We start from the raw sequence: 19,993 nt of genomic DNA, 5'->3' as shown, positions 1-19,993 counted from the left end.
TCAATTTGCGGCTCCGCCGCGCGGGCGCGATCAACCACGAACCATCCGCAGTCGACGAAACCCCGCAGACCCGAGCTACTAGTCGCCGTTCCCAGGCGTAGGCGTCGTCTTCTGGATCTGCATCAGGAACTCGGCGTTCGACTTCGTCTGCTTCATCTTGTCGAGAAGCAGCTCGACCGCCTGCTGCTGGTCGAGCGCGTGCAGCACCCGGCGCAGCTTCCAGACGATGGCGAGCTCGTCGGGGGCGAGCAGGATCTCTTCCTTACGCGTACCGGACGCGTCCACGTCCACCGCGGGGAAGATCCGCTTGTCCGCGAGCTTCCGGTCGAGCTTCAGCTCGGCGTTACCCGTGCCCTTGAACTCCTCGAAGATCACCTCGTCCATACGGGACCCGGTGTCGACGAGAGCCGTCGCCAGGATGGTGAGCGAGCCACCGTCCTCGATGTTGCGCGCGGCACCGAAGAAGCGCTTCGGCGGGTACAGCGCGGTCGAGTCGACACCACCGGACAGGATGCGGCCGGAGGCGGGCGCGGCCAGGTTGTAGGCACGGCCCAGACGCGTGATGGAGTCCAGCAGGACGACCACGTCGTGGCCCAGCTCGACGAGCCGCTTGGCGCGCTCGATGGCGAGCTCGGCGACCGTCGTGTGGTCCTCGGCCGGGCGGTCGAAGGTCGAGGAGATGACCTCGCCCTTGACCGACCGCTGCATGTCGGTGACCTCTTCCGGACGCTCGTCGACGAGGACGACCATCAGGTGGCACTCGGGGTTGTTGTGCGTGATCGCGTTGGCGATCGCCTGCATGATCATGGTCTTACCGGTCTTCGGCGGGGCCACGATCAGACCGCGCTGGCCCTTACCGATCGGCGACACGAGGTCGATGATGCGGGTGGTCAGCACGCCCGGGTCCGTCTCCAGGCGGAGGCGGTCCTGCGGGTACAGCGGGGTGAGCTTGTTGAACTCCGGGCGGCCACGGCCGTGTTCGGGCGCCATGCCGTTGACGGAGTCGAGCCGCACCAGCGCGTTGAACTTCTCGCGCCGCTCGCCTTCCTTGGGCTGACGGACCGCACCGGTGATGTGGTCGCCCTTGCGCAGGCCGTTCTTGCGGACCTGGGCAAGGGAGACGTACACGTCGTTGGGGCCCGGCAGGTAGCCCGACGTACGGATGAAGGCATAGTTGTCGAGGATGTCGAGGATGCCCGCGACCGGGATCAGGACGTCGTCCTCGTTGATCTGCGGCTCCGTGCTGCCCATCTCGTCGCGGCCGCGACGGCCACGGCGGTCGCGGTAACGGCCGCGACGGCCACGACGGCCGCCCTCGAAGTCGTCGTCGTCCTGCGGGCCGTTGTCGCGCTGGCGGTCCTGCCGGCCGCCACCCTGCTGCTGGCCCTGCTGGCGGTCCTGACGGCCGCCGCCCTGCTGGTCGTCGCCCTTGCGGCGGTCACCGCGGTCACCGCGGTCACGGTCCCGGCCGCGCTCACGGCGGTCGCGACGACGGCCCTCGGCGCCCTCACCGGCGTCGCCCTGCTGGGCCTGCGACTGCGCGGGCGTCTCGGCCTTCGGCTCGCTCTTCGCCTCGGCGGCGACCGTCTCCGGGGCGGCCGTGGGGGCACCGGCGTCGGCGGTGGCGCGGCGACGGCGGCGCTCGGCCGGGGCGTCCTCGCTGGCCGGCTGACCGGGAATCTCGATCTGCTGCTGGGCCACGGCCTTCTCGGCGGGGGCCTCGGTGGCCTTCTCCGCCTTCTTCGCGGCGGCGGCCTCGTCGCCCGTACGGGCCCGGGAGGTGGCGCGGCGCTTCGGCTTGGTCTCGGTGGCGGTCTCGGCCTTCGCCGGGGCGGCACCTCCTCCGGCCTGCGCCTCCTTGATGACCTCGATCAGCTGGCTCTTGCGCATGCGCGCCGTGCCCTTGATGCCGAGGCCGGATGCGACCTGCTGCAGCTCGGCCAGCACCATGCCCTCGAGGCCGGTACCGCGGCGCCGCCGGGAGCCGGCACCGGTGGCAGGCGCGGAGGCGTCCGTGGCGGGCGCGGCAGCGGTCTCCTCGACACGTGCGCCCATCAGATCGGTGGTGTCGCTCACGAAGGGTCCTTCCCTGGAGCGGACGTCGGCCTGTCTGGCTCGGCGACCGTTTGTGCTGTCCGGCGTCGGTCCCTGGTGTGTGGACCGTGCCGGGGCGGTGGTCCGCCCAATGCGGCGGAGGAAATATCTGGTGATGGCGCTTCCCAGAGCCGTGGCACGGAGTGTCTGTGTCACTCGGCTCGGTCGCGCCGGTTCCGGAGCGTGCCCGGCAAGTCGCTCAGCGCCCGCGTACGAGGTACTGCCCGCGTACGTCGTACGGAACACAGGTGCGGCTTGGGAGGCTCCCGGAAGAATGTCTGTCCCGGACGGGGACAACAAGCACCTCGCCATGGTGGGGTCGGGTGCAGACTTGAGGTTAACACTACCGGATCCAACAAACATTCCCCCTCTCGAAATCCGGCAAGCGCGCGTTTCCAATCGACTCAGCCGGTCGCAAGCGGCAACACGCTCGCTCCCTGCGCGTCGAGGTCGAGCCGGTTCGCGGCCCAGCCCTCGCCTGCCAGATGGGCCACCTTGTCGGCGCTGTCGGCATCGGCCAGCGCGAGCACGGTGGGTCCCGCTCCTGAAATCACTGCCGGGACCCCGTCGGCCCGCAGTCGCTCCACCAGCGCGGCGCTCTCCGGCATGGCCGGCGCGCGGTACTCCTGGTGGAGACGGTCCTCGGTAGCGGGCAGCAGCAACTCGGGGCGCCTGGTCAGGGCCTCGACGAGCAGGGCTGCACGGCCCGCGTTGGTGGCGGCGTCGACATGCGGGACGGTGCGCGGGAGCAGACCGCGCGCGGTCTCGGTGAGCACCGGCTTTCCGGGCACGAAAACCACCGGAACGATGGAATCGGCAGGCTCCATCCTGATGGCCCGGGCCGCCCCCGCCTCCATCCAGGAGAGCGTGAATCCGCCGAGCAGACAGGCCGCGACGTTGTCGGGGTGGCCCTCGATCTCGGTGGCGAGCTCCAGCAGGGCCGGGTCGTCGAGCTTGGCCTCGCCGCCTATGGTCACGGCGCGGGCGGCGACGATGCCGGCGCAGATGGCGGCCGAGGAGGAGCCCAGACCGCGGCCGTGCGGAATGCGGTTGGCGCAGACGATCTCCAGGCCGCGCGGCTGGCCGCCCAGCAGATCGAAGGCGGTGCGCAGGGAGCGTACGAGAAGGTGCTTTTCGTCACGCGGCAGCGTCTCGCTGCCCTCACCCGCGATGTCGATGTGCAGCCCGGAGTCGGCCACCCGGACGACCACGTCGTCGTAGAGCCCCAGCGACAGGCCGAGGGCGTCGAAGCCCGGGCCGAGGTTGGCGCTGGTGGCGGGGACGCGCACCCGGACGGCGGCGGCGCGGAACGCTGGACCGGCCATCGCTTGATGACTCTCCTTGAGCTGCGTGATTGTCGAAGACATTCGATGACGACATTCGATGACGTACGAAGACCCCTGGGGCCGCTTCCGGGCCGCGGAGACGGCGCGGCACCGCGCCCCATGCGGAGGCATATGCGGCGGGCGGGTTAGGTACAGCCTATCGAAGGTAGGTTCTGTGGCGACATAGGGCGCACAGGAGGCGCACGATGCGTGTCGTATGCCCCCTGTGCACCCCCGGTAGGGAAATTCCCCAGGCGAGCGCCCTCTTACTCGCGTACGCGAGCCCCGTACGACGGGGTGGGCACCGCTATGACGGGGTGCGGCGTCGCCTACGCGAGCCCGAGCCGCTCGGCCGCCGTCGCCGCGTCGACCGGGACGGTGACGGGCTGCGGGGCGCCGGCGACGGCCCAGTCGGGGTCCTTGAGGCCGTTGCCGGTGACGGTGCACACGATCCGCTGGCCCGGGTCGACCTTGCCCTGCTCGGCGGCCTTCAGCAGACCGGCGACGGACGCGGCGGACGCGGGCTCGACGAAGACGCCCTCCTGCGCGGCCAACAGGCGGTAGGCGCGTAGGATTTCACGGTCCGTCACCTCGTCGATGAAGCCACCGGACTCGTCCCGCGCGGCGATCGCGTACTGCCAGGACGCGGGGTTGCCGATGCGGATGGCGGTGGCGATGGTCGACGGGTCCTTGACGACCTCGCCGCGCACGATGGGCGCGGAGCCGGAGGCCTGGAAGCCCCACATGCGCGGGGTCTGCTCGGCGACGCCGTCGGCGGCGTACTCCGTGTACCCCTTCCAGTACGCGGTGATGTTGCCCGCGTTGCCCACCGGCAGGACATGGATGTCCGGGGCGTCGCCCAGCATGTCCACGATCTCGAAGGCCGCCGTCTTCTGCCCCTCGATACGCACCGGGTTGACCGAATTGACCAGTGCCACGGGGTAGTTGTCGCTCAGGTCACGGGCGAGCGCGAGGCAGTCGTCGAAGTTGCCGTCGACCTGGAGGATCTTCGCGCCGTGGACGAGCGCCTGGCCCATCTTGCCGAGCGCGATCTTGCCCTGCGGGACGAGAACGGCCGAAACCATGCCCGCGCGGACGGCGTAGGCGGCGGCGGAGGCCGACGTGTTGCCGGTGGAGGCGCAGATGACCGCCTTCGCGCCCTCCTCCTTGGCCCGCGTGATGGCCATGGTCATACCGCGGTCCTTGAAGGACCCGGTGGGGTTGGCGCCTTCCACCTTGAGGTGGACCTCGCAGCCCGTGCGCTCGGAGAGCACCTGCGCGGGCACGAGGGGCGTGCCGCCCTCGCGGAGCGTCACGACCGGCGTGGTGTCGGAGACGGGCAGCCGGTCCCGGTACTCCTCGATGATTCCGCGCCACTGGTGGGTCATTGCTGGTTACTCTCCTTCAACCCGCATGATGCTGGCGACACCCCGCACGGTGTCGAGCTTGCGCAGCGCCTCGACGGTGCCGTTGAGGGCCGCGTCGGACGCACGGTGGGTGACGACGACGAGGGAGGCCTCGCCGTCCTTGCCCTGCTGGCGAACCGTATCGATCGAGACACCGTGCTCCGCGAACACGGTCGCCACCTGGGCGAGAACACCCGGTTTGTCCGCCACGTCGAGGCTGATGTGGTAGCGCGTGACGACGTCACCCATCGGTGAGACGGGCAGGGCGGCGTACGCCGACTCGCCGGGCCCCGTTGCCCCGCTGAGCCGGTTGCGGCAGACGGCGACGAGGTCGCCGAGTACGGCGGACGCGGTCGGGGAACCTCCCGCGCCGGGGCCGTAGAACATGAGCTGACCGGAGGCGTCGGACTCGACGAACACGGCGTTGTAGGCGCCGCGTACGGAGGCGAGCGGATGGGTCAGCGGGATCATGGCGGGGTGCACGCGCGCGGTGACGGAGGCGCCGTCCGCGGCCCGCTCGCAGATGGCGAGCAGCTTGATGGTGCAGCCCATCTCCTTGGCGGAGGCGAAGTCGGCCGCGGTCACCTCGTTCATGCCCTCGCGGTAGACGTCGTCGAGACGCACGCGCGTGTGGAAGGCGATACCGGCGAGGATGGCGGCCTTGGCGGCGGCGTCGAACCCCTCGACATCGGCGGTCGGGTCGGCTTCGGCGTACCCGAGGGCGGTGGCCTCGTCGAGGGCCTCCTGATACCCGGCGCCCGTCGAGTCCATCTTGTCGAGGATGAAGTTGGTGGTCCCGTTGACGATGCCGAGCACCCGGTTGACCTTGTCACCGGCGAGGGACTCGCGCAGCGGGCGGATCAGCGGGATGGCACCGGCCACGGCGGCCTCGTAGTAGAGGTCGCGGCCGTGCTGCTCGGCGGCGGCGTGCAGGGCGGCGCCGTCCTGGGCGAGGAGCGCCTTGTTCGCGGAGACGACCGACGCACCGTGCTCGAAGGCGGTGGTGATGAGGGTGCGGGCGGGCTCGATGCCCCCGATGACCTCGACCACCACATCGATGTCGCCGCGTTTGACGAGGGCGGTGGCGTCGGTGGTGACGAGCGCGGGGTCGATGCCCTCACGGACCTTGGAGGGCCGCCGTACGGCCACCCCCGCGAGCTCCACGGGCGCCCCGATCCGGGCGGCGAGGTCGTCGGCGTGCGTCGTCATGATGCGCGCCACCTCTGAGCCGACAACTCCACAGCCCAGCAGCGCCACCTTCAGCGGACGCGTACGCATCATCCGACCTCGTTTCCTCATACCGTCTACGGTTGCACCAGTCTCACTCACCGGACGGGACTTTCTGCCCTTCGTCCGGATCGTGAGACATCGATTTCATTTGTACGGGGGTGGATGACAGGAGATCTTCCACCCCCGGGTCCCGCTCCCCGCGTCACCCGACGTCGAGACGCAGGAGGTCCTCCTCCGTCTCACGGCGGACGATCACCCGCGCCTCGTCGCCGTTGACGGCGACGACGGGCGGCCGGAGCACGTGGTTGTAGTTGCTGGCCATGGACCGGCAGTAGGCACCCGTGGCCGGTACGGCGATGAGGTCACCCGGTGCCAGGTCGGCCGGCAGGAACGCGTCCTTCACGACGATGTCCCCACTCTCGCAGTGCTTGCCGACGACGCGGGCGAGCATGGGCTCGGCGTCGCTGGTCCGGGACACCAGGGCGACGCTGTATTCGGCGTCGTACAGCGCCGTACGGATGTTGTCGGACATGCCGCCGTCGACGGAGACGTACGTCCGCAGCCCGTCGAGGGGCTTGATGGTGCCGACCTCGTACAGCGTGAAGGCCGTGGGGCCCACGATGGCGCGCCCCGGCTCGACGGAGATGCGCGGCGTCCGCAGCTTGGCCGCCTCGCACTCCCGCGTGACGATCTCGGTGAGCGCCTTGGCGATCTCGTGGGGTTCGCGGGGATCGTCGTCACTGGTGTACGCGATACCGAGCCCGCCCCCGAGGTCGATCTCGGGAAGCTCGACGCCGTGCTCGTCGCGGATGTCCTTGAGCAGCCCGACGACACGGTGGGCGGCGACCTCGAAGCCCGACATGTCGAAGATCTGCGACCCGATGTGGGAGTGGATCCCGATGAGCTCGATCCCGTCGAGTCGGAGAGCCCGCCGCACGGCCTCGGCGGCCTGCCCACCGGCGAGCGGGATGCCGAACTTCTGGTCCTCGTGGGCGGTGGCGATGAACTCGTGCGTGTGCGCCTCGACGCCGACGGTGATCCGGATCTGGACGCGCTGCCGCTTGCCGAGTTCCTGCGCGATGTGGGCGACGCGGACGATCTCCTGGAAGGAGTCGAGGACGATACGCCCGACACCGGCGTTGATGGCGCGGGTGATCTCGTCGACGGACTTGTTGTTGCCGTGGAAGGCGATGCGGTCGGCGGGCATGCCGGCGGTGAGCGCGGTGGCCAGCTCGCCCCCGGAGCACACGTCCAGGTTGAGCCCCTCCTCGTGCAGCCACCGCACGACGGCACGCGAGAGGAACGCCTTACCGGCGTAGAAGACGTCGGCGTCGGTCCCGAAGGCACCGCGCCACGCCCGGGCCCGGGCCCGGAAGTCGGCCTCGTCGAGGATGTACGAGGGGGTGCCGTGCTGTTCGGCGAGGGTCTTCACGTCGATGCCGCCGACGGTGACCACACCCTCGGCATCACGGGCGACGGTCTGGGCCCACACCCTGGGGTCGAGGGTGTTGAGGTCCGCGGGCGGGGCGGAGTAGTGGCCCTCGGGAAGGACATCGGCGTGGCGGGGCCCGGCGGGATGTGCGGAACGGCTCATGACTTTCGTGGGCTCTCTCAGAGGTGATCGGGTGCGTCGATGCCGAGCAGGGACAGGCCACCGGCCAGCACCGCCCCGGCGGCTTCGGCGAGCGCGAGCCGGGCACGGTGGGCGGCCGAGGGTTTCTCCGCACCGCGGGGAAGGACGGCGGGCACGAGAGGGAGCACGGCATCGGCGACGCTGACGAGGTGCCGGGCGAGACGATCGGGCGCACGGTGGGCGGCCGCCTGGGCCAGAACGCGGGGATGATCCGCGAGCAGGGCGAGGACTTCATGCCGTACGTCCCCGGGTTCGGCGTCGAACCCCAGGTCGGCGGCGTTACGGCTGAGCGCCCGGGTGCGGGCGTGGGCGTACCGGACGCGGAAGAGGGGGTTGCCCTCGCGCTGGACGAGGTGATCGTCGCTGATACGGGGCCGGTCGTGGCCGGCGGGGTACAGCAGCGCCCAGCGCGCGGCGTCCCGGCCGAGCGGGAGGGGGTCGGCGGGCGCGGGGACGGGGCGCACGTTGATGTTGAGGGGGGCCGGGGCCTTGGGGGTGCCTTGGGCGTCGAGGGAGGCCGGTGCCGTGGGGGTGCCGTGGGCATCGATGCGAACGCCGAGGACGGCCTCCCATTCCGGCTCGGGCGCGGCCTCGCAGCTGGTGCGGACCAGGGCGCCCTGGGAACGGAGGAGGCGGGCGAGGGTTTCCGTGACGACGGTGGCGCGGACGTCGTGGGCGCAGTGCAGTTGCAGGAGCTGGCCGTAGGGGGTGGGGGGCGTGTGAGGCTCGGAGGGCGTGTGAGGCTCGGAGGGCGTGTGAGGCCCCTCGGCGAACCCGTACCGGGTTCCGCGCCGCATGATCTCCTCGACCAGGGCGGCGGGCGCCGTGTCACGCAGGCTGATGTTGATGAATCCCGGTCCGGTCACGACGACATCGGCGACGCCGTCCGCGTCGGCGAGGTGCGGCCGCAGAATCTCGGCGACACGGAGGGACGGTTCCCCGGCCGGGCGGGCGAGCTGGAGGGCGATGTTGGTGGCGTAGTCCCCACAGCCACCGGGCCCGGGAGCGGTGACCACGGCACGCTCCGGCACGGTGACGCGCAGCTCCCCCTCATCGACAGCACGACGCACCGCGCGCAGCACGGTACGGGAGAGCTCGACGGGGGTCACGGGACAAGCGTAGGGGAGATGGGGGGTGGGTATGCGAGTGGGTTTGGGCGGGGTCCCGGGATGTGGACGGTGTGGGGGCTGGGGGGAAGGGGGAGGCGGACGGGATGACTGGGGGCCGGGCGCCCAGGGTGGCCGGGGGGCCAGGGTGGCCGGGGCGCCCGTACGCGCCATTACGGGTGACTGCGGCGACTGGAGCAAGCCCCCAGGGGATTGAGGCGACTGAGACGAGGCGGGGCGACTGACCCAACCGGGGTGATCGGGGCAGCGTCAGCCGCCGGTGCGGCGGCCGGCGGCCTCTCCGGCCGCACCGAGGGCGCCCCCGACCACGGCGGCGTCCTCGTCTCTGTCCACCCCGTCCTCCCTGTCCGCGCTTCCGCCCTCTCCCCCGCCTTCGAGCTCGCCGCTGCGTTCCCCGCTCCATTCCCCACTCCCGGTCCCACTCGGGTTCCGCTCGATCAACCGCCGTACAAGGCTGACGAGTTCGGCGGGCTCGAAGGGCTTGGCGAGGAAGGCGTCGACGCCGACGTCGAGGCCGGTGTCGACCTCGTACTGGGTGCAGGCACTGATGATGGCGAGGGGAAGGTCGCGGGTACGGGGGTCCGCGCGCAGGCGGGCGGCGGTGCGCAGTCCGTCGAGCCGCGGCATGACGACATCCAGGGTGATCACATCGGGCCGCACCTGATGAACCACTTCCAGACACTCGGCACCATCAGCCGCGGTCACCACCTCGAGCCCCTCCAGCTCGAGATTGACCCTGATCAGCTGCCGGATGACCTTGTTGTCGTCCACAACAAGCACCCGGCCCGACGCGCCTGGCACAACTCGAGAGTAGGTCGGGACCGGCCACCGCGTCCGGCTTTTCCCCACTTCCACCCCGTGCGGCCGAGCCACCCCAGGTCACGCCCGGTGCCACCACCCCGTAAACCCGTTCATGAACACCCCCCGATAGCTGGTAGGGTTCTACCCGTCGCCGCCAAGCAAGGCGCCCGACACGCCCCCGTAGCTCAGGGGATAGAGCAACGGCCTCCGGAGCCGTGTGCGCAGGTTCGAATCCTGCCGGGGGCACTCGCCAGATCACCTACGAACTTTCGTACCTGACCTGCGCGGATGCCGACAGAAGAGGGCGGGAGTCAGTCTCACTGACTCCCGCCCTCTCTCGTTGTCTCTCAGTGTTCACGACACACCTCCGACACACCCTGATAAGCAGTCGGGCTCTCTTTCGTCCTCACGGAAGCTGGCTGCCACAGGGCCAACAGCGCATCGCTCGGCGTACCTCGTAAGGTGCAGGACACCCGTGCCAGGCCTGCCGCAGCGTCAGTGCTGTGGGCTCCTGATGAATCAGGATCAGGCTCATCAGCCCGGCAAGCGAGCGCGGTGGTTCCTCTCCCGGCACCGTCAAAGAACTCGGTCCGAGCAGGCCGGCGTCACCGTCCCGAATGGGGTGCGCAGCGACCATGCGCCATGCTCAGCAGATGCCCCCAGACACAACCCTACGAGTGGCAGCGACCGGCAGACGGGGAGAGAATGTTGTTGAATATCGCGAAAGCGACTCGGCCGCCTACTCAAAAGCAAAGCAGCACCGCGAGGTGTCCACAGCTGGATCAGCAATCTTTGCCAATGCTCCCAATTCTTCGCCCGCAGCCAAGGCGACTCGCGTATCACATCGCACGCCCAGGTGACTACCATGCCAGTCAATAGGCCGGTTATTCTGCTCGTCCATTCCGATGCCTGGAAGGCGGCCGAGCTTAGAGGAGAGTTCGACGTCTGGTGCGAAGGTGACCTGGACGTCCTGACAGTCCCGAGCGCCCAATTCGCCAGGGATGTAATTGGCAAACAGAAAGAAGACGTAGATGACTGGCTGGCTATCGTTCTGGTCGAGGAAGACTTGCCCGACACTAAAGGGGAGGATTTCCTTCGGGAGCTTCACGACGACTACAAAGGCACCGCACTCGCACTCTTGAGCGACCGTCAAGAGACAGGGTCTAGCCCTGCAGCCATAATCTCCCCATCGTCTTCTAATTTTGGATGCATGCTTGATCGCCTCTTCTTGAACTGGCACCCACCCATCTCCCAGGTGATGGTCAGCGGAGCTAGAAATACAGTCCAGGCGGATGACTTGGCACACTTTCTCTGGCTAAACAGGGTGAGTTCGAAGTGGCGCAACACTTCAGGACCACTTACGGTCACGGTAAACGCAACAAAAGCCGAAATCAGGGAACCTACATGGGTGCAACTGTATGAAGGTCTAGGCATTGTTCCAGAGCTGAAGCACGACCCCTACAGCCATGACTACGACCTGGTCATCATAGGGAGCGGTCCAGCAGGCTTGAACGCCGCTATCAACGCTGGAGTAAATGTTGGCCTGAGCACGTTGGTCATCGAAAGGCGTGCACCAGGCGGCAATGCGGCAACCTCCATAAACGCCATTGAGAACTATCTAGGCTTCCCGCGAGGAGTCGCCGGAAGATCCCTTCCAAAACTAGCCTTTCGCCAAATTCAAGAACAAAACCTCGACGTCGACTTCCGCTTGTCTGCAGAGGCGATTGCTGTGATGCGGGGGGATGGGGACCGCTATGTGATAAAGGTGAGAGATAGAGGAGATGATCATAGCGTGTCCGCAGGAATGGTCCTTCTTGCTTGTGGCCTGAATCCGAAGAAGCTGAAGCTCACAAAGCCCGCAATCCCAGTTCGAGGAGTTTACTATTCCGCACTGCCCTGTGATCAGTATCGGGAGCGCAACAAGCGAGTCGCGATAGTGGGTGGCGGAGATTCCGCCGGTCAAGCGGCACTACTTTTCTCCAGGGGGCGAGCATCTCAAGTACTTCTGATCGCCAAGGAAGGACTAGGGGACATGGGAAGGCCGCTACGGAAAGAGGTGGAAGCGGATGAGCGGATCACCCCCTTCCCGCAGCACGAAGTTGCCGCCTTCACGGGGGATGAGCAGCTAACGGGCGTCAGAGTGAAGAAGGCTGGCGATCGACTGAGAGATGCCGCCGACTATGAAGTCTCGTCGGCCTATGTGCTAATCGGAGGAGATCCCGATACGGACTGGCTGAACGATGGAGATGTCGAAATCGACAGAACTCGGCGAGGGTTCATAAGAACTGACGCTTATCTAAAGCCGCGTAGAGGGAGAGGATCTTTCGAGACGAGTGAGCCAGGCGTATTCGCAGCCGGGGATGTGCGAGTTAATTCCAACCGCCGGGTGAGCCAGGCGGCTGGACAGGGAAGCGCTGCTGTTGCATCCATGCAACGATACGCGGCCGAGAATCGGCACATCTTGGTTTATGACGACAGTGCGGCCCGCATCCAGTTGGATATCTCGAGCCTCACAGACGACGAGTGATGCCCATAGTCAGCTCGGTCACGATGCGGCGACGCGACTAGGCTGTGTCGCCATCCACCTCCAATGACGTCGCAATCATTGCGTTGGCCGCTTCTTCGTGACCATCGATGCAGCCGTGGTAGCGGCGGTGGATGACTTCCGGAGAGTTCCCGACCCGTCGCGCCACCTCCGCGATGGGAACCCCGGCATTGAGCCACCGCGTTATGCACGCGTGCCGCAAGTCGTAGGGGCGCCCAGCCAACGGCGAGTCAATGCGGTCTGGTGGCAGAGCGTACTCGCGTGCCTCCTCCCACACGCGCCAGTAGGTGGATGAGCCGACTAATCCCCCTCGTTCATTGCCGAACACTCGTCCCTCCCTGGCGGTCCCGAACTCCTTCAGGTGAGCCCTGAGGATGGCGACCAGGACCGGCGGGATGGGGACCGGCCGGTCGGCGGATGCCTCGCGCGCCTTCAGGCCCCGCCGGTCGTGGCGCTCCCCGGAGTCGGTCCACTGCTTGCCGGAGACGGGGCGTGTCTCCCGAAGCGTCAGCGTGCCCCAGCCCTTCTCTGGCAGGTAACAGTCCGACAGGCGTAGCCCGACCGCCTCAGCGGGCCGGAGCCCTGCGTAGTACAGGACCGCGTAGAACGCCACCAGACGCCGCCCACGGCAGCGATCCCACGAACCGACGTAGGAGACGGACGTGAGCAACTGCCGGGCCTGTACGGCGTTCACCAGGACGCGCGGATCCACCACGTCATTCGAGCCGACGCGCTTTCGGCGGGTCCGCTGAAGTGGGTTCTCCGGGAGCTCCCCCGTGGCCACAGCGTGTTCGAGAGCGGCGTTCAGGACCCGGCGGCGCCGCTTGTACGTGTCTCCCGCGGCCGGGGTGCCGTCCAGCTTATAACTGACGCGGTACAGCACATCCTCGAACACCTCCGCATCGGCAAGGTCGCCCAAGGGCCGGTCGGTCGTGGTGACCCACTCGTACGCGGCCTTAAGTTCGGCCGGCGGGTCCTCCCCTTCGTTCGCAGGCACGATCCCCCACCGGAAGGCCAGCCGAAGGGACTCATCCTCAGGGGTGCTGTCCCCGCGCTTGACCATGGCGAGCGTCACAGCCGCGAGACCGTCGGCCATGCCTTCGCGGGTCTTGGCCGCAGCCGTACGCCACCGCCCGGCCACATACTTCCGGCAGAACTCGAACCACCGCAACGGCGGTTCGGCGTCTGCCACCTCGGCAGCCTCGGCTGCAGCACGGACCTCGGACTCAGGCAGTCCCGATTCGATCTCGAACGCTTCACCGCGCCGGTTCATGGCCTGCCACAGCTCGGACCGACGGCTTTCCGCGAGAGCCGACGTGGTGAAGGTGTCGCCGTGCACCTGCCCTGCGACCACCCACCGGAGGCGCCACGGGCGGGACTTGCGGCCGGTCTTGGACACTTTCCACAGCTTGACGTCGAAGGAGTAGCCCGGCCGGGCCGACCCGCGAGGGCGCCCGGCAGGGGTGTCGTTCTCGGTGCTCACGCAGCGTCCTCCCGCTCCGCAAGCCAACGCTCGTACTCCGATCGCCGGATCCGCACGTCGCCGTTCGGGAGCTTGATCGAGCGGGGGCCCTTCCCGAGCTGGCGCCACCGGTAGAAGGTCGACGGGGCGACCTTCAGATCAGCGATGACCTCCTTGACGGTCATCTTCTCGTCCCGCGTACGGGCGCTCATTCCGCCATCCCTTCGGCTTCGTCCGCACCGGACAGGCCGGACAGCTCCAATTCCGACTGTCCGGGGTCTTCGTGCTGGTCAGGTGGGGTAACCGGACAGCCGGACAGTGCGGACACCTCTTGGTCGCCCTGTGTCCGGGTCTCGGTGTCCGGGTAGTAGCGGCCGCCGGGGTCTTTGGTGAGCTGTCCGGCGTCGGCCATGCGGTTGCAGGTGCGGCGGATCGTGTCGAGGTCGACGTGCGGCAGCTCGCCTGCCATGTCCTTGGGCTTGGCGCCGGGGTGGGCGCGGACGTAGCGCAGGATCGTGGCGCGGGTGTCGCTGACGGTGTGGTCGGTGACGGGGCCGTCCAGCAGGTGCCAGGCTCCGGAGGCGGGTTGGAAGTTGAGGGCGTATTCGGCTTCGTCCACGTCGCGGCCGGTGACGTGCAGGATGCCGTCCGCCTGCCCGCGCGCTCGCTTCAGTACGAGCGTGGCGTCAGCGGCGCCTGCGATGCCGTTGGTGCCGGAGACCTCGGTGAGGAAGTCGTCGGAGCCTGCCTTGCGGACGTGGTGGACCAGGACGACGGCCACGCCGTAGTGGTCGGCGAGCCGCTTGGCGTAGCCGACGGCGACGTAGTCCGCGTCGTACGCCGACACCCCTTGCGGGGCCTGGCCGCGCATCTTGGCGAACACGTCGATGACGACCATGCGCGCGTCGGGGTTGCGGTCCAGCCACTGGGCGATGGCCTCGGTGCCGCCCTGGGGGAAGGGCGGGCATTCGGTGACCAGGGTCAGACCGGCGGGGGCTGGCTGGCCTCCGAGAAGCTTGCCCATGCGGGTCTGGAGACGGCGCGGGGTGTCTTCCAGGGCGAGGTAGAGCACCGGACCGCCCTCGACGGGCACGGAGTCGAATGCCTTGCCGCCGGCCGCCACAGACAGGCCCAGTCCGAGGGAGAGCCAGGACTTGCCGACCTTGGGCGGTCCGGCGAGCACGCTGACGCCTTCGGCGAGGATGCCGGGCACGGCCCATTTCGGCTCGGGGAAGTGCGCGGCCATGAGCTGATCGGCCGTCCATGCGGTCCGTGGGCGCTCCCGTTTCGGCGGCGCCGTGGGGGCCGGTGCGGGGTCGCTGGGCACGGAGTACAGGTGCAGGGGCGGGATGGGGTTGGTGCTCATGCCGCGACCGTCCGGGGGCGCCGTGCTCCGGCCCGGAGACCGGAGGCGATGGTGCGCTCTGCCTCCCGCTCGCCCTGGCCGACCTGAAGCGCGGCGGTGAGGAGCCAGCCGGTGACGTCGGCTTCGCTCAACTCGCCTCCGGCAACGAGCTGTCCAAGGGCGACCGAGGCGACGTAGAGGCTGTTGTTGTGCTCGTGCGGGCCGGAGCCGGTGACCCGCTGCACTTCACCGTTGATCGCGGAGCGAAGGAAGGCGGTGCGCCGTCCATGGCCGGTGAGAGCGACCGTGACGGGCGTCTGCGGGGGCAGCGGGGCCGGGCGCAGGAGTTCGGCGAGCCAGCCCGGCAGAGGCGCCACGGGGGGGTTGCGGGTGACCTCGTACGGGCGTCCGGCGAAGGTGCTGCCCGCGCCGACCACGAGTCCGCCCCACGCGCGGGTGTCGACCTTCCAGCCCAGCCCGCGAGCGCTGTCCCCGGCGGTGTTGCGCAGGGGCTCGCCCTCGGGGGCGGTGAAGTACAGGTGGGTGCCGCCGCTCCAGGTGCGCACGGTGTAGGTGTCTGCGGGGAAGGGCTGGCCGTGGCGCTCGCAGAGCACGGCGAGCACGTCGGCGCCGTCGGTGACGCCGTGCTCGGTCCACGCGGCCGGCGGGGTGTCGCCGGGGTGCTTGGGCCGATCCAGGTCGATGACGATCAGGCCGGAAGGGCCGGTGGCGATGCCGACGTTGAAGGCGGCGACGGACCACGCGCTGGTGATGCGCTCGGGGTCGGTGGTGGCGCGGGTCTCCCAGTCGGAGACGGCCGGGCGCTTGTCACTGGGGATGAGGGGGAAGACGCGCCAGTCACGCGACGCCGCGTCAAGCGCGGCGGTGAGCTGGGCAGAGCCGTCCGGGTACGGCATGCTGGGGGTTCTCCTGTTCTGTCTACGGATGGGCAGGGAGAACCGCGGCGGCGGGCGACCTTGCTGGGGAGTCCCGCCGCCGCGGCGTTGCTACTGCTTGTTGGCCCAGTGGGCGTACTGCTGGCGGACATAGCCGCGCGGGTCGGTGACGGCCTCGGAGTGTTCGCCGTCGATCTCCAGCAGACGGAGCGCGGCGTTCATGGCCACCTCGGGGGCGTCGGTGTGGACGCGTGCTGTCTCGTCGTCCAGGGCCATGCGGTCCAGCAGGGCGGCTTTGCGCAGCCAGTAATCCCGGTCAACGGCGCGGCCGTGCAGGTGCATGCGCGCGCGGTCAGCGGTCCAGCCGATCTCGCTGATGATGCTCGGGGCGAGCGCGTACGCCTCTTCCGGCGCGGGCCACACTTCCGGCTCGGGGCGGTGATCGGCGGTGACGTACAGCCGGGTGCGCTTGCCGTCGCGCGTGGGGTACTGGCGTGCCGAGCCCGTGTCGAACACGGCGGCCAGAGTGTGGCTGATGCGGTCGGTGTCGGCCGGGTCGCAGATGATGCGGATCTCGAACATGGTCAGATCTCCTTGTTGGTGGAGGGGAGTTCGGGTAGACCGGCGGCTTCCACGGCCTTGAAGTCGAAGCCAGGCAGGGCGGCGCGGGTGACGAGCGCTTGTGCGAGCTGTTCGGCGTAGGCGGCGCCGGTGCGGGCCACCTCGATCTGCGCTCCGGCGCGCAGGGCCTCGACACGCTCGATGTGGGCGTGTTCCTCGCGGCGCGCGCTGGTCTGCCGTTCGTACGCGACGCTCTCGCGGCGGTCGGTGCGCCAGTACCGTGCGGCGAGCCCGTAGGCGATGGCGGTGGCCAGCACCCACAGCAGCAGCGGCAGGGACCACCCGTCGGCGTATCCGGCGACCCCGGCGAGGGCGAGCCCTCCGGAGGCGGCGAACGCGGTTCCGGCGATGACGCTGTCTCCGGCGCGGCCGATGCTGGCGCACACGCCGGCCGCTGCGGCTCCGAGGGACAGCGCGGTCATGAGCACGGCGTTGCCGATGGAGTGTTCGGCGCCGTTGGCGTTCCAGATGCGGGCCAGGATCAGCACGGTGGACGTGGCCAGCGCGGGGGCGGCCTTGGGCGCGATGATGGCGAGCCACTGCCTGGCGATGATGTGTTCGTTCATGGCCGGGCTCCTCACAGTTGCTTGACGGCGTCGATGACAGCGGCTGCGAGCTCGTTGATCGGTCCGGCGGCGCCCGTGGAGGCGAGGAAGAAGCCGAACCCGGCGGCGATGAACGCGGCGCCGTAGCCGAGGGACTTGGAGCGCAGCAGGAAGAACAGGACGAGTCCGAACAGGGCCACGAGCGAGACGGTGACGGCCACGGGCGGAACCTCCTTCGGGTGGTGTGGGCGAGTGGTCAGTGGGTGCCTTCGCGGTAGATCCGCTGGGCTCGGTTGAACAGCCAGCGGCCGACGCGTATGCGCTTGCCGGTCGCGCGGCAGCGGCGGCAACTCTTGCCGGGCTTGGGCCGTCCCTTGCGGTCGGTGTCCATGGCGAAGCCGAAGCCGTTGCACTTGCGGCAGGTGCCGAACGGGCTGGCCGCACACAGAGCGCTGTAACCGAGCGTAACGAACATCAGGCAGGCGAGAGCAAGGGCGATGGGGGTCATGAGGGGCCCTTCCATGCGGTTTCCGGGGTTTTCGCAGGTGGGGTGCTATGCGCTAGATCGCAGATCAGGTGCTATGTGAGGTGCTAGCGGGGGTGCTACCGGTAGCAGGGCGACGTGCTACCGGTAGCAGTCCCTCGGGGCTATGCGGCGCCCCGCTTTTCGTCACGCTCCGCGATTGCCTTCGTGAGGTCGGCGCGGGCGATGCCACGGCGGGTGGTCCGGGTGCCGTCGTCGGTGGTCCCGGCCACGTCGCGAGTCTTGATGCCGTGCGGCTTGAGCGCGGAGGTGACGTTCTCGCCCTTCCAGCCGCCGTAGACCTCCGGCCGCAGCTCCGCGAGCCGGGCGGCGATCCGCTCGTTCCACACCCGCTCTTCCGACGGCGGCACGATGGCGGCGACGTCGGCGAGCAGGTCGTAGGACGGGCCCGACGTGCTCTCGACTTCCTCCCCGAGCGCGTGCCCGGACAAGGTCCCTGCCGCCTTGCGCAGGGCATGGGCGCGCTGGGCGATGGCGTGGGTGGCGTTGTCGTCCAGGTAGGCGGTGCGCACCACGACCGGCAGCGCGGTCGCGCCGGCGAGGTAGCCGTTACCGGCGTCGATCTCCGGGCGGAACGACGTGGCGCGCACGCCGTTCTTGTACGCCGACGTGCCCAGGATCATGTCGTTCTCGACCTGCCCGGCAACCTTGAGGGCGAAGCGTATGGACACGTTGCCACTGATCCCGGTCGGAAGGGAGTCCTTGTCCGGGCGCTGCGTGGCCAGGATCAGGATCACCCCGAGGGCGCGACCGAGCTTGATGATGAACTCGGCGTCGTCACCTGCCTGTTTGCCGTACTTCGGGTGGCCGAACAGGTTCTGGCACTCATCGAACACGCCCACCAGCGGCCACAGCTTGAGCGAGCGCTTGTCGGCAATGGCGCGGGTGACCCGCTTGTCCGGGCACAGGTCCCGCGGCAACTTCTTGATCGCAGCAGCGCGGCGCATCACTTCCTCGCGCAGCAGCTTCAGCGAGTCGGCCGCGTACTTGATCGAGTCGTCGTCGATGCCGGAAACGAACCGGTGCGAGACGCATTCGAGGGAGTCCAGGTCACCGGTTCCCTTGTTCTCGTGCAGCCACAGCTCCACGGACGGATCCATGGCCGCTCCGCAGGACAGCACGCGCACGGAGGCAGTCTTGCCCTGGCCGGGCAGCGAGCCGATCAGGATGTTGTGCTGGATCATCGGCACGGACTGAGCCCGGCCGCGCGGGTCGATACCGAACGGGATCCGCTTGAAGATGTCGTGCTTGGACGCATTGGCGAGCGGCCACTTGACGATGCCGGTCTTGGACAGGTCCCGGTCCCCCACCCACAGGATCAGGCGCCCCTCGTGCTCGCTCGGGTCGGCGTCCGGCCACACGCAGCCCAGCGGGCGGCGCAGGCCGGAGGCGAGCCGGGCGCGCCGGTCGGCCACGTCGGCGACCGTGACACCCAACGGCAGGTCGATGTCCGCGCGCCAGCCGGGACCCTCGCGGGTGATCGGGGCGACGAACTTGATGCCGTCCTGCCCTTTGGCCACGGCGGAGGCGATCTGTCCGATGCCGATCGAGGCCATAGCCTTGATGACGATGTCGCTGGTGAGCTTCTGCACCTCGGTCTTGATGACCGCACGCGTGGCCAGCGGTGCATCGGCCGGCGCACCCAGCCAGCCCAGCGTCAGCACGGCGACCACGGCCGCGATGACCTGCGTCATCGGTTCGGCGCCGAGCACCAGGAACAGACCCATGACCAAAGCGGCTACGGATCCGAGCATCGTGACGAGCATCCGCAGCCGCACCCGGCGGTCCCGCTGCCGCGACAGCTTCAGATACAGCTCAGAGTTCTCCCGCCGCGCCTCCGCCTGACGCAGCGGCTCGCCCTCCGCATCGACCGCCCACCGGCCGATCCTGCCCAGGGTATTGACCAGGCCACGCGGCGAGCGCCACACAAGCTTGGGCAGGTACAGGAACGGCACGCGGACCGCGTGGAAGGCGATGGTGTGCCAGACGTGCCCGGCAAGCCACCGCATTGCGTCGGCGAACTCCGGGCCCGACTTCACCCACGCGGGCAGGACGTCCAGCCGCTTGGAGTCGCGGATGCGGTCGATCAGACGGGAGCCCGACTGAGGAGGCGCCGCACGGTCGACCAGAGCCGGGCCGGAGTCGTCCGACTCCCCCTCGCTCGGTTCGGCCGACTCGGTCGTCTTCGCGTCGGCCGACCGGTCGGGGCCGGAGTCGGGCGACGCGTCGGACGCGCGGTCGGCCGACTCGGTACGGGCCGACCGGGCCTTGTCCAGGTCGACCACATCGCCGTTGGAGTTGGCGGCCATTTCGGCTTCCAGCCGGTTGAAAAGTTCGTTGTCGTCGTCGGGGTGTTTCACTGAGACTTCCTTCTCTCTGGGAGGCATGCGGGGCCCGGCCGCTGCTTTGGTCGGTTGAG

At 68.9% G+C, this 19,993-nt stretch carries 17 protein-coding genes and 1 tRNA gene; 2 read left to right on the top strand and 16 right to left on the bottom strand.

The genetic code is table 11. The features are described from left to right. Positions 1-78 precede the first annotated feature (78 nt). The 7 genes from rho to ABIE67_RS31450 form a co-directional block, all read right to left on the bottom strand. Positions 79-2,076 (bottom strand): transcription termination factor Rho, encoded by a 1,998-nt coding sequence (gene rho, locus ABIE67_RS31480; protein WP_370264763.1) that lies wholly within the window; start codon positions 2,074-2,076, stop codon positions 79-81. 422 nt (positions 2,077-2,498) lie between these two features. Next, a complete protein-coding gene (gene thrB / locus ABIE67_RS31475; RefSeq protein WP_370264762.1) occupies positions 2,499-3,419 on the bottom strand; it encodes a homoserine kinase in 921 nt (306 codons plus the stop codon). A 329-nt stretch (positions 3,420-3,748) separates the two neighbouring features. Beyond that, complete coding sequence (gene thrC / locus ABIE67_RS31470) at positions 3,749-4,807, bottom strand: threonine synthase (RefSeq protein WP_370264761.1); 1,059 nt, start codon at positions 4,805-4,807, stop codon at positions 3,749-3,751. Positions 4,808-4,813: 6 nt separating this feature from the next. Continuing rightward, a complete protein-coding gene (locus ABIE67_RS31465) occupies positions 4,814-6,103 on the bottom strand; it encodes a homoserine dehydrogenase (protein ID WP_370269125.1) in 1,290 nt (429 codons plus the stop codon). A gap of 154 nt (positions 6,104-6,257) precedes the next feature. Next, the gene (gene lysA / locus ABIE67_RS31460; protein WP_370264760.1) at positions 6,258-7,649 is read right to left on the bottom strand and encodes a diaminopimelate decarboxylase; all 1,392 of its coding nucleotides are present in this window, start codon (positions 7,647-7,649) and stop codon (positions 6,258-6,260) included. A 17-nt stretch (positions 7,650-7,666) separates the two neighbouring features. Beyond that, positions 7,667-8,797, bottom strand: a complete 1,131-nt coding sequence (gene nrtL / locus ABIE67_RS31455; protein WP_370264759.1) for an ArgS-related anticodon-binding protein NrtL — start codon at positions 8,795-8,797, stop codon at positions 7,667-7,669. A 267-nt stretch (positions 8,798-9,064) separates the two neighbouring features. Continuing rightward, positions 9,065-9,664: a response regulator gene (locus ABIE67_RS31450; RefSeq protein WP_370264758.1), complete on the bottom strand. Its 600-nt coding sequence runs from the start codon at positions 9,662-9,664 to the stop codon at positions 9,065-9,067. A 126-nt stretch (positions 9,665-9,790) separates the two neighbouring features. On the opposite strand from ABIE67_RS31450, the gene ABIE67_RS31445 reads away from it, so the two are divergent. Both ABIE67_RS31445 and ABIE67_RS31440 read left to right on the top strand, forming a co-directional pair. Continuing rightward, positions 9,791-9,862 (top strand) — tRNA-Arg (locus ABIE67_RS31445). 619 nt (positions 9,863-10,481) lie between these two features. Further along, positions 10,482-12,143, top strand: coding sequence for an NAD(P)/FAD-dependent oxidoreductase (locus ABIE67_RS31440; protein ID WP_370264757.1), 1,662 nt, complete (start codon positions 10,482-10,484; stop codon positions 12,141-12,143). A 37-nt stretch (positions 12,144-12,180) separates the two neighbouring features. Here ABIE67_RS31440 and ABIE67_RS31435 read toward each other — a convergent pair whose 3' ends face one another. The 9 genes from ABIE67_RS31435 to ABIE67_RS31395 form a co-directional block, all read right to left on the bottom strand. Further along, positions 12,181-13,644, bottom strand: a complete 1,464-nt coding sequence (locus ABIE67_RS31435; protein ID WP_370264756.1) for a tyrosine-type recombinase/integrase — start codon at positions 13,642-13,644, stop codon at positions 12,181-12,183. Then, on the bottom strand, positions 13,641-13,835 hold the full coding sequence (locus ABIE67_RS31430; RefSeq protein ID WP_351364262.1) for a helix-turn-helix domain-containing protein: 195 nt from the start codon (positions 13,833-13,835) through the stop codon (positions 13,641-13,643). The genes ABIE67_RS31435 and ABIE67_RS31430 overlap by 4 nt, the downstream gene beginning before the upstream one ends. Then, on the bottom strand, positions 13,832-14,989 hold the full coding sequence (locus tag ABIE67_RS31425; RefSeq protein WP_370264755.1) for an AAA family ATPase: 1,158 nt from the start codon (positions 14,987-14,989) through the stop codon (positions 13,832-13,834). The genes ABIE67_RS31430 and ABIE67_RS31425 overlap by 4 nt, the downstream gene beginning before the upstream one ends. Next, the gene (locus ABIE67_RS31420) at positions 14,986-15,885 is read right to left on the bottom strand and encodes a bifunctional DNA primase/polymerase (protein WP_370264754.1); all 900 of its coding nucleotides are present in this window, start codon (positions 15,883-15,885) and stop codon (positions 14,986-14,988) included. Before ABIE67_RS31420 ends, ABIE67_RS31425 begins: the two co-directional genes overlap by 4 nt. A gap of 90 nt (positions 15,886-15,975) precedes the next feature. Next, the gene (locus ABIE67_RS31415) at positions 15,976-16,446 is read right to left on the bottom strand and encodes a hypothetical protein (RefSeq protein WP_370264753.1); all 471 of its coding nucleotides are present in this window, start codon (positions 16,444-16,446) and stop codon (positions 15,976-15,978) included. A 2-nt stretch (positions 16,447-16,448) separates the two neighbouring features. Then, positions 16,449-17,051 (bottom strand): hypothetical protein, encoded by a 603-nt coding sequence (locus ABIE67_RS31410; RefSeq protein WP_370264752.1) that lies wholly within the window; start codon positions 17,049-17,051, stop codon positions 16,449-16,451. Positions 17,052-17,062: 11 nt separating this feature from the next. Continuing rightward, positions 17,063-17,251: a hypothetical protein gene (locus tag ABIE67_RS31405; protein WP_370264751.1), complete on the bottom strand. Its 189-nt coding sequence runs from the start codon at positions 17,249-17,251 to the stop codon at positions 17,063-17,065. A gap of 35 nt (positions 17,252-17,286) precedes the next feature. Then, positions 17,287-17,538 carry a hypothetical protein gene (locus tag ABIE67_RS31400; RefSeq protein WP_370264750.1) on the bottom strand — a complete coding sequence of 84 codons (252 nt, stop codon included), beginning with the start codon at positions 17,536-17,538 and terminating at the stop codon, positions 17,287-17,289. 140 nt (positions 17,539-17,678) lie between these two features. Beyond that, positions 17,679-19,934 carry a cell division protein FtsK gene (locus ABIE67_RS31395; RefSeq protein WP_370264749.1) on the bottom strand — a complete coding sequence of 752 codons (2,256 nt, stop codon included), beginning with the start codon at positions 19,932-19,934 and terminating at the stop codon, positions 17,679-17,681. Positions 19,935-19,993: the final 59 nt, after the last annotated feature.

The organism is Streptomyces sp. V4I8 (assembly GCF_041261225.1).
GTDB lineage: Bacteria > Actinomycetota > Actinomycetes > Streptomycetales > Streptomycetaceae > Streptomyces.
The sequence above is the reverse complement of the archived record's forward strand: the minus strand, read 5'-3'. Positions and strand labels throughout refer to the sequence as shown.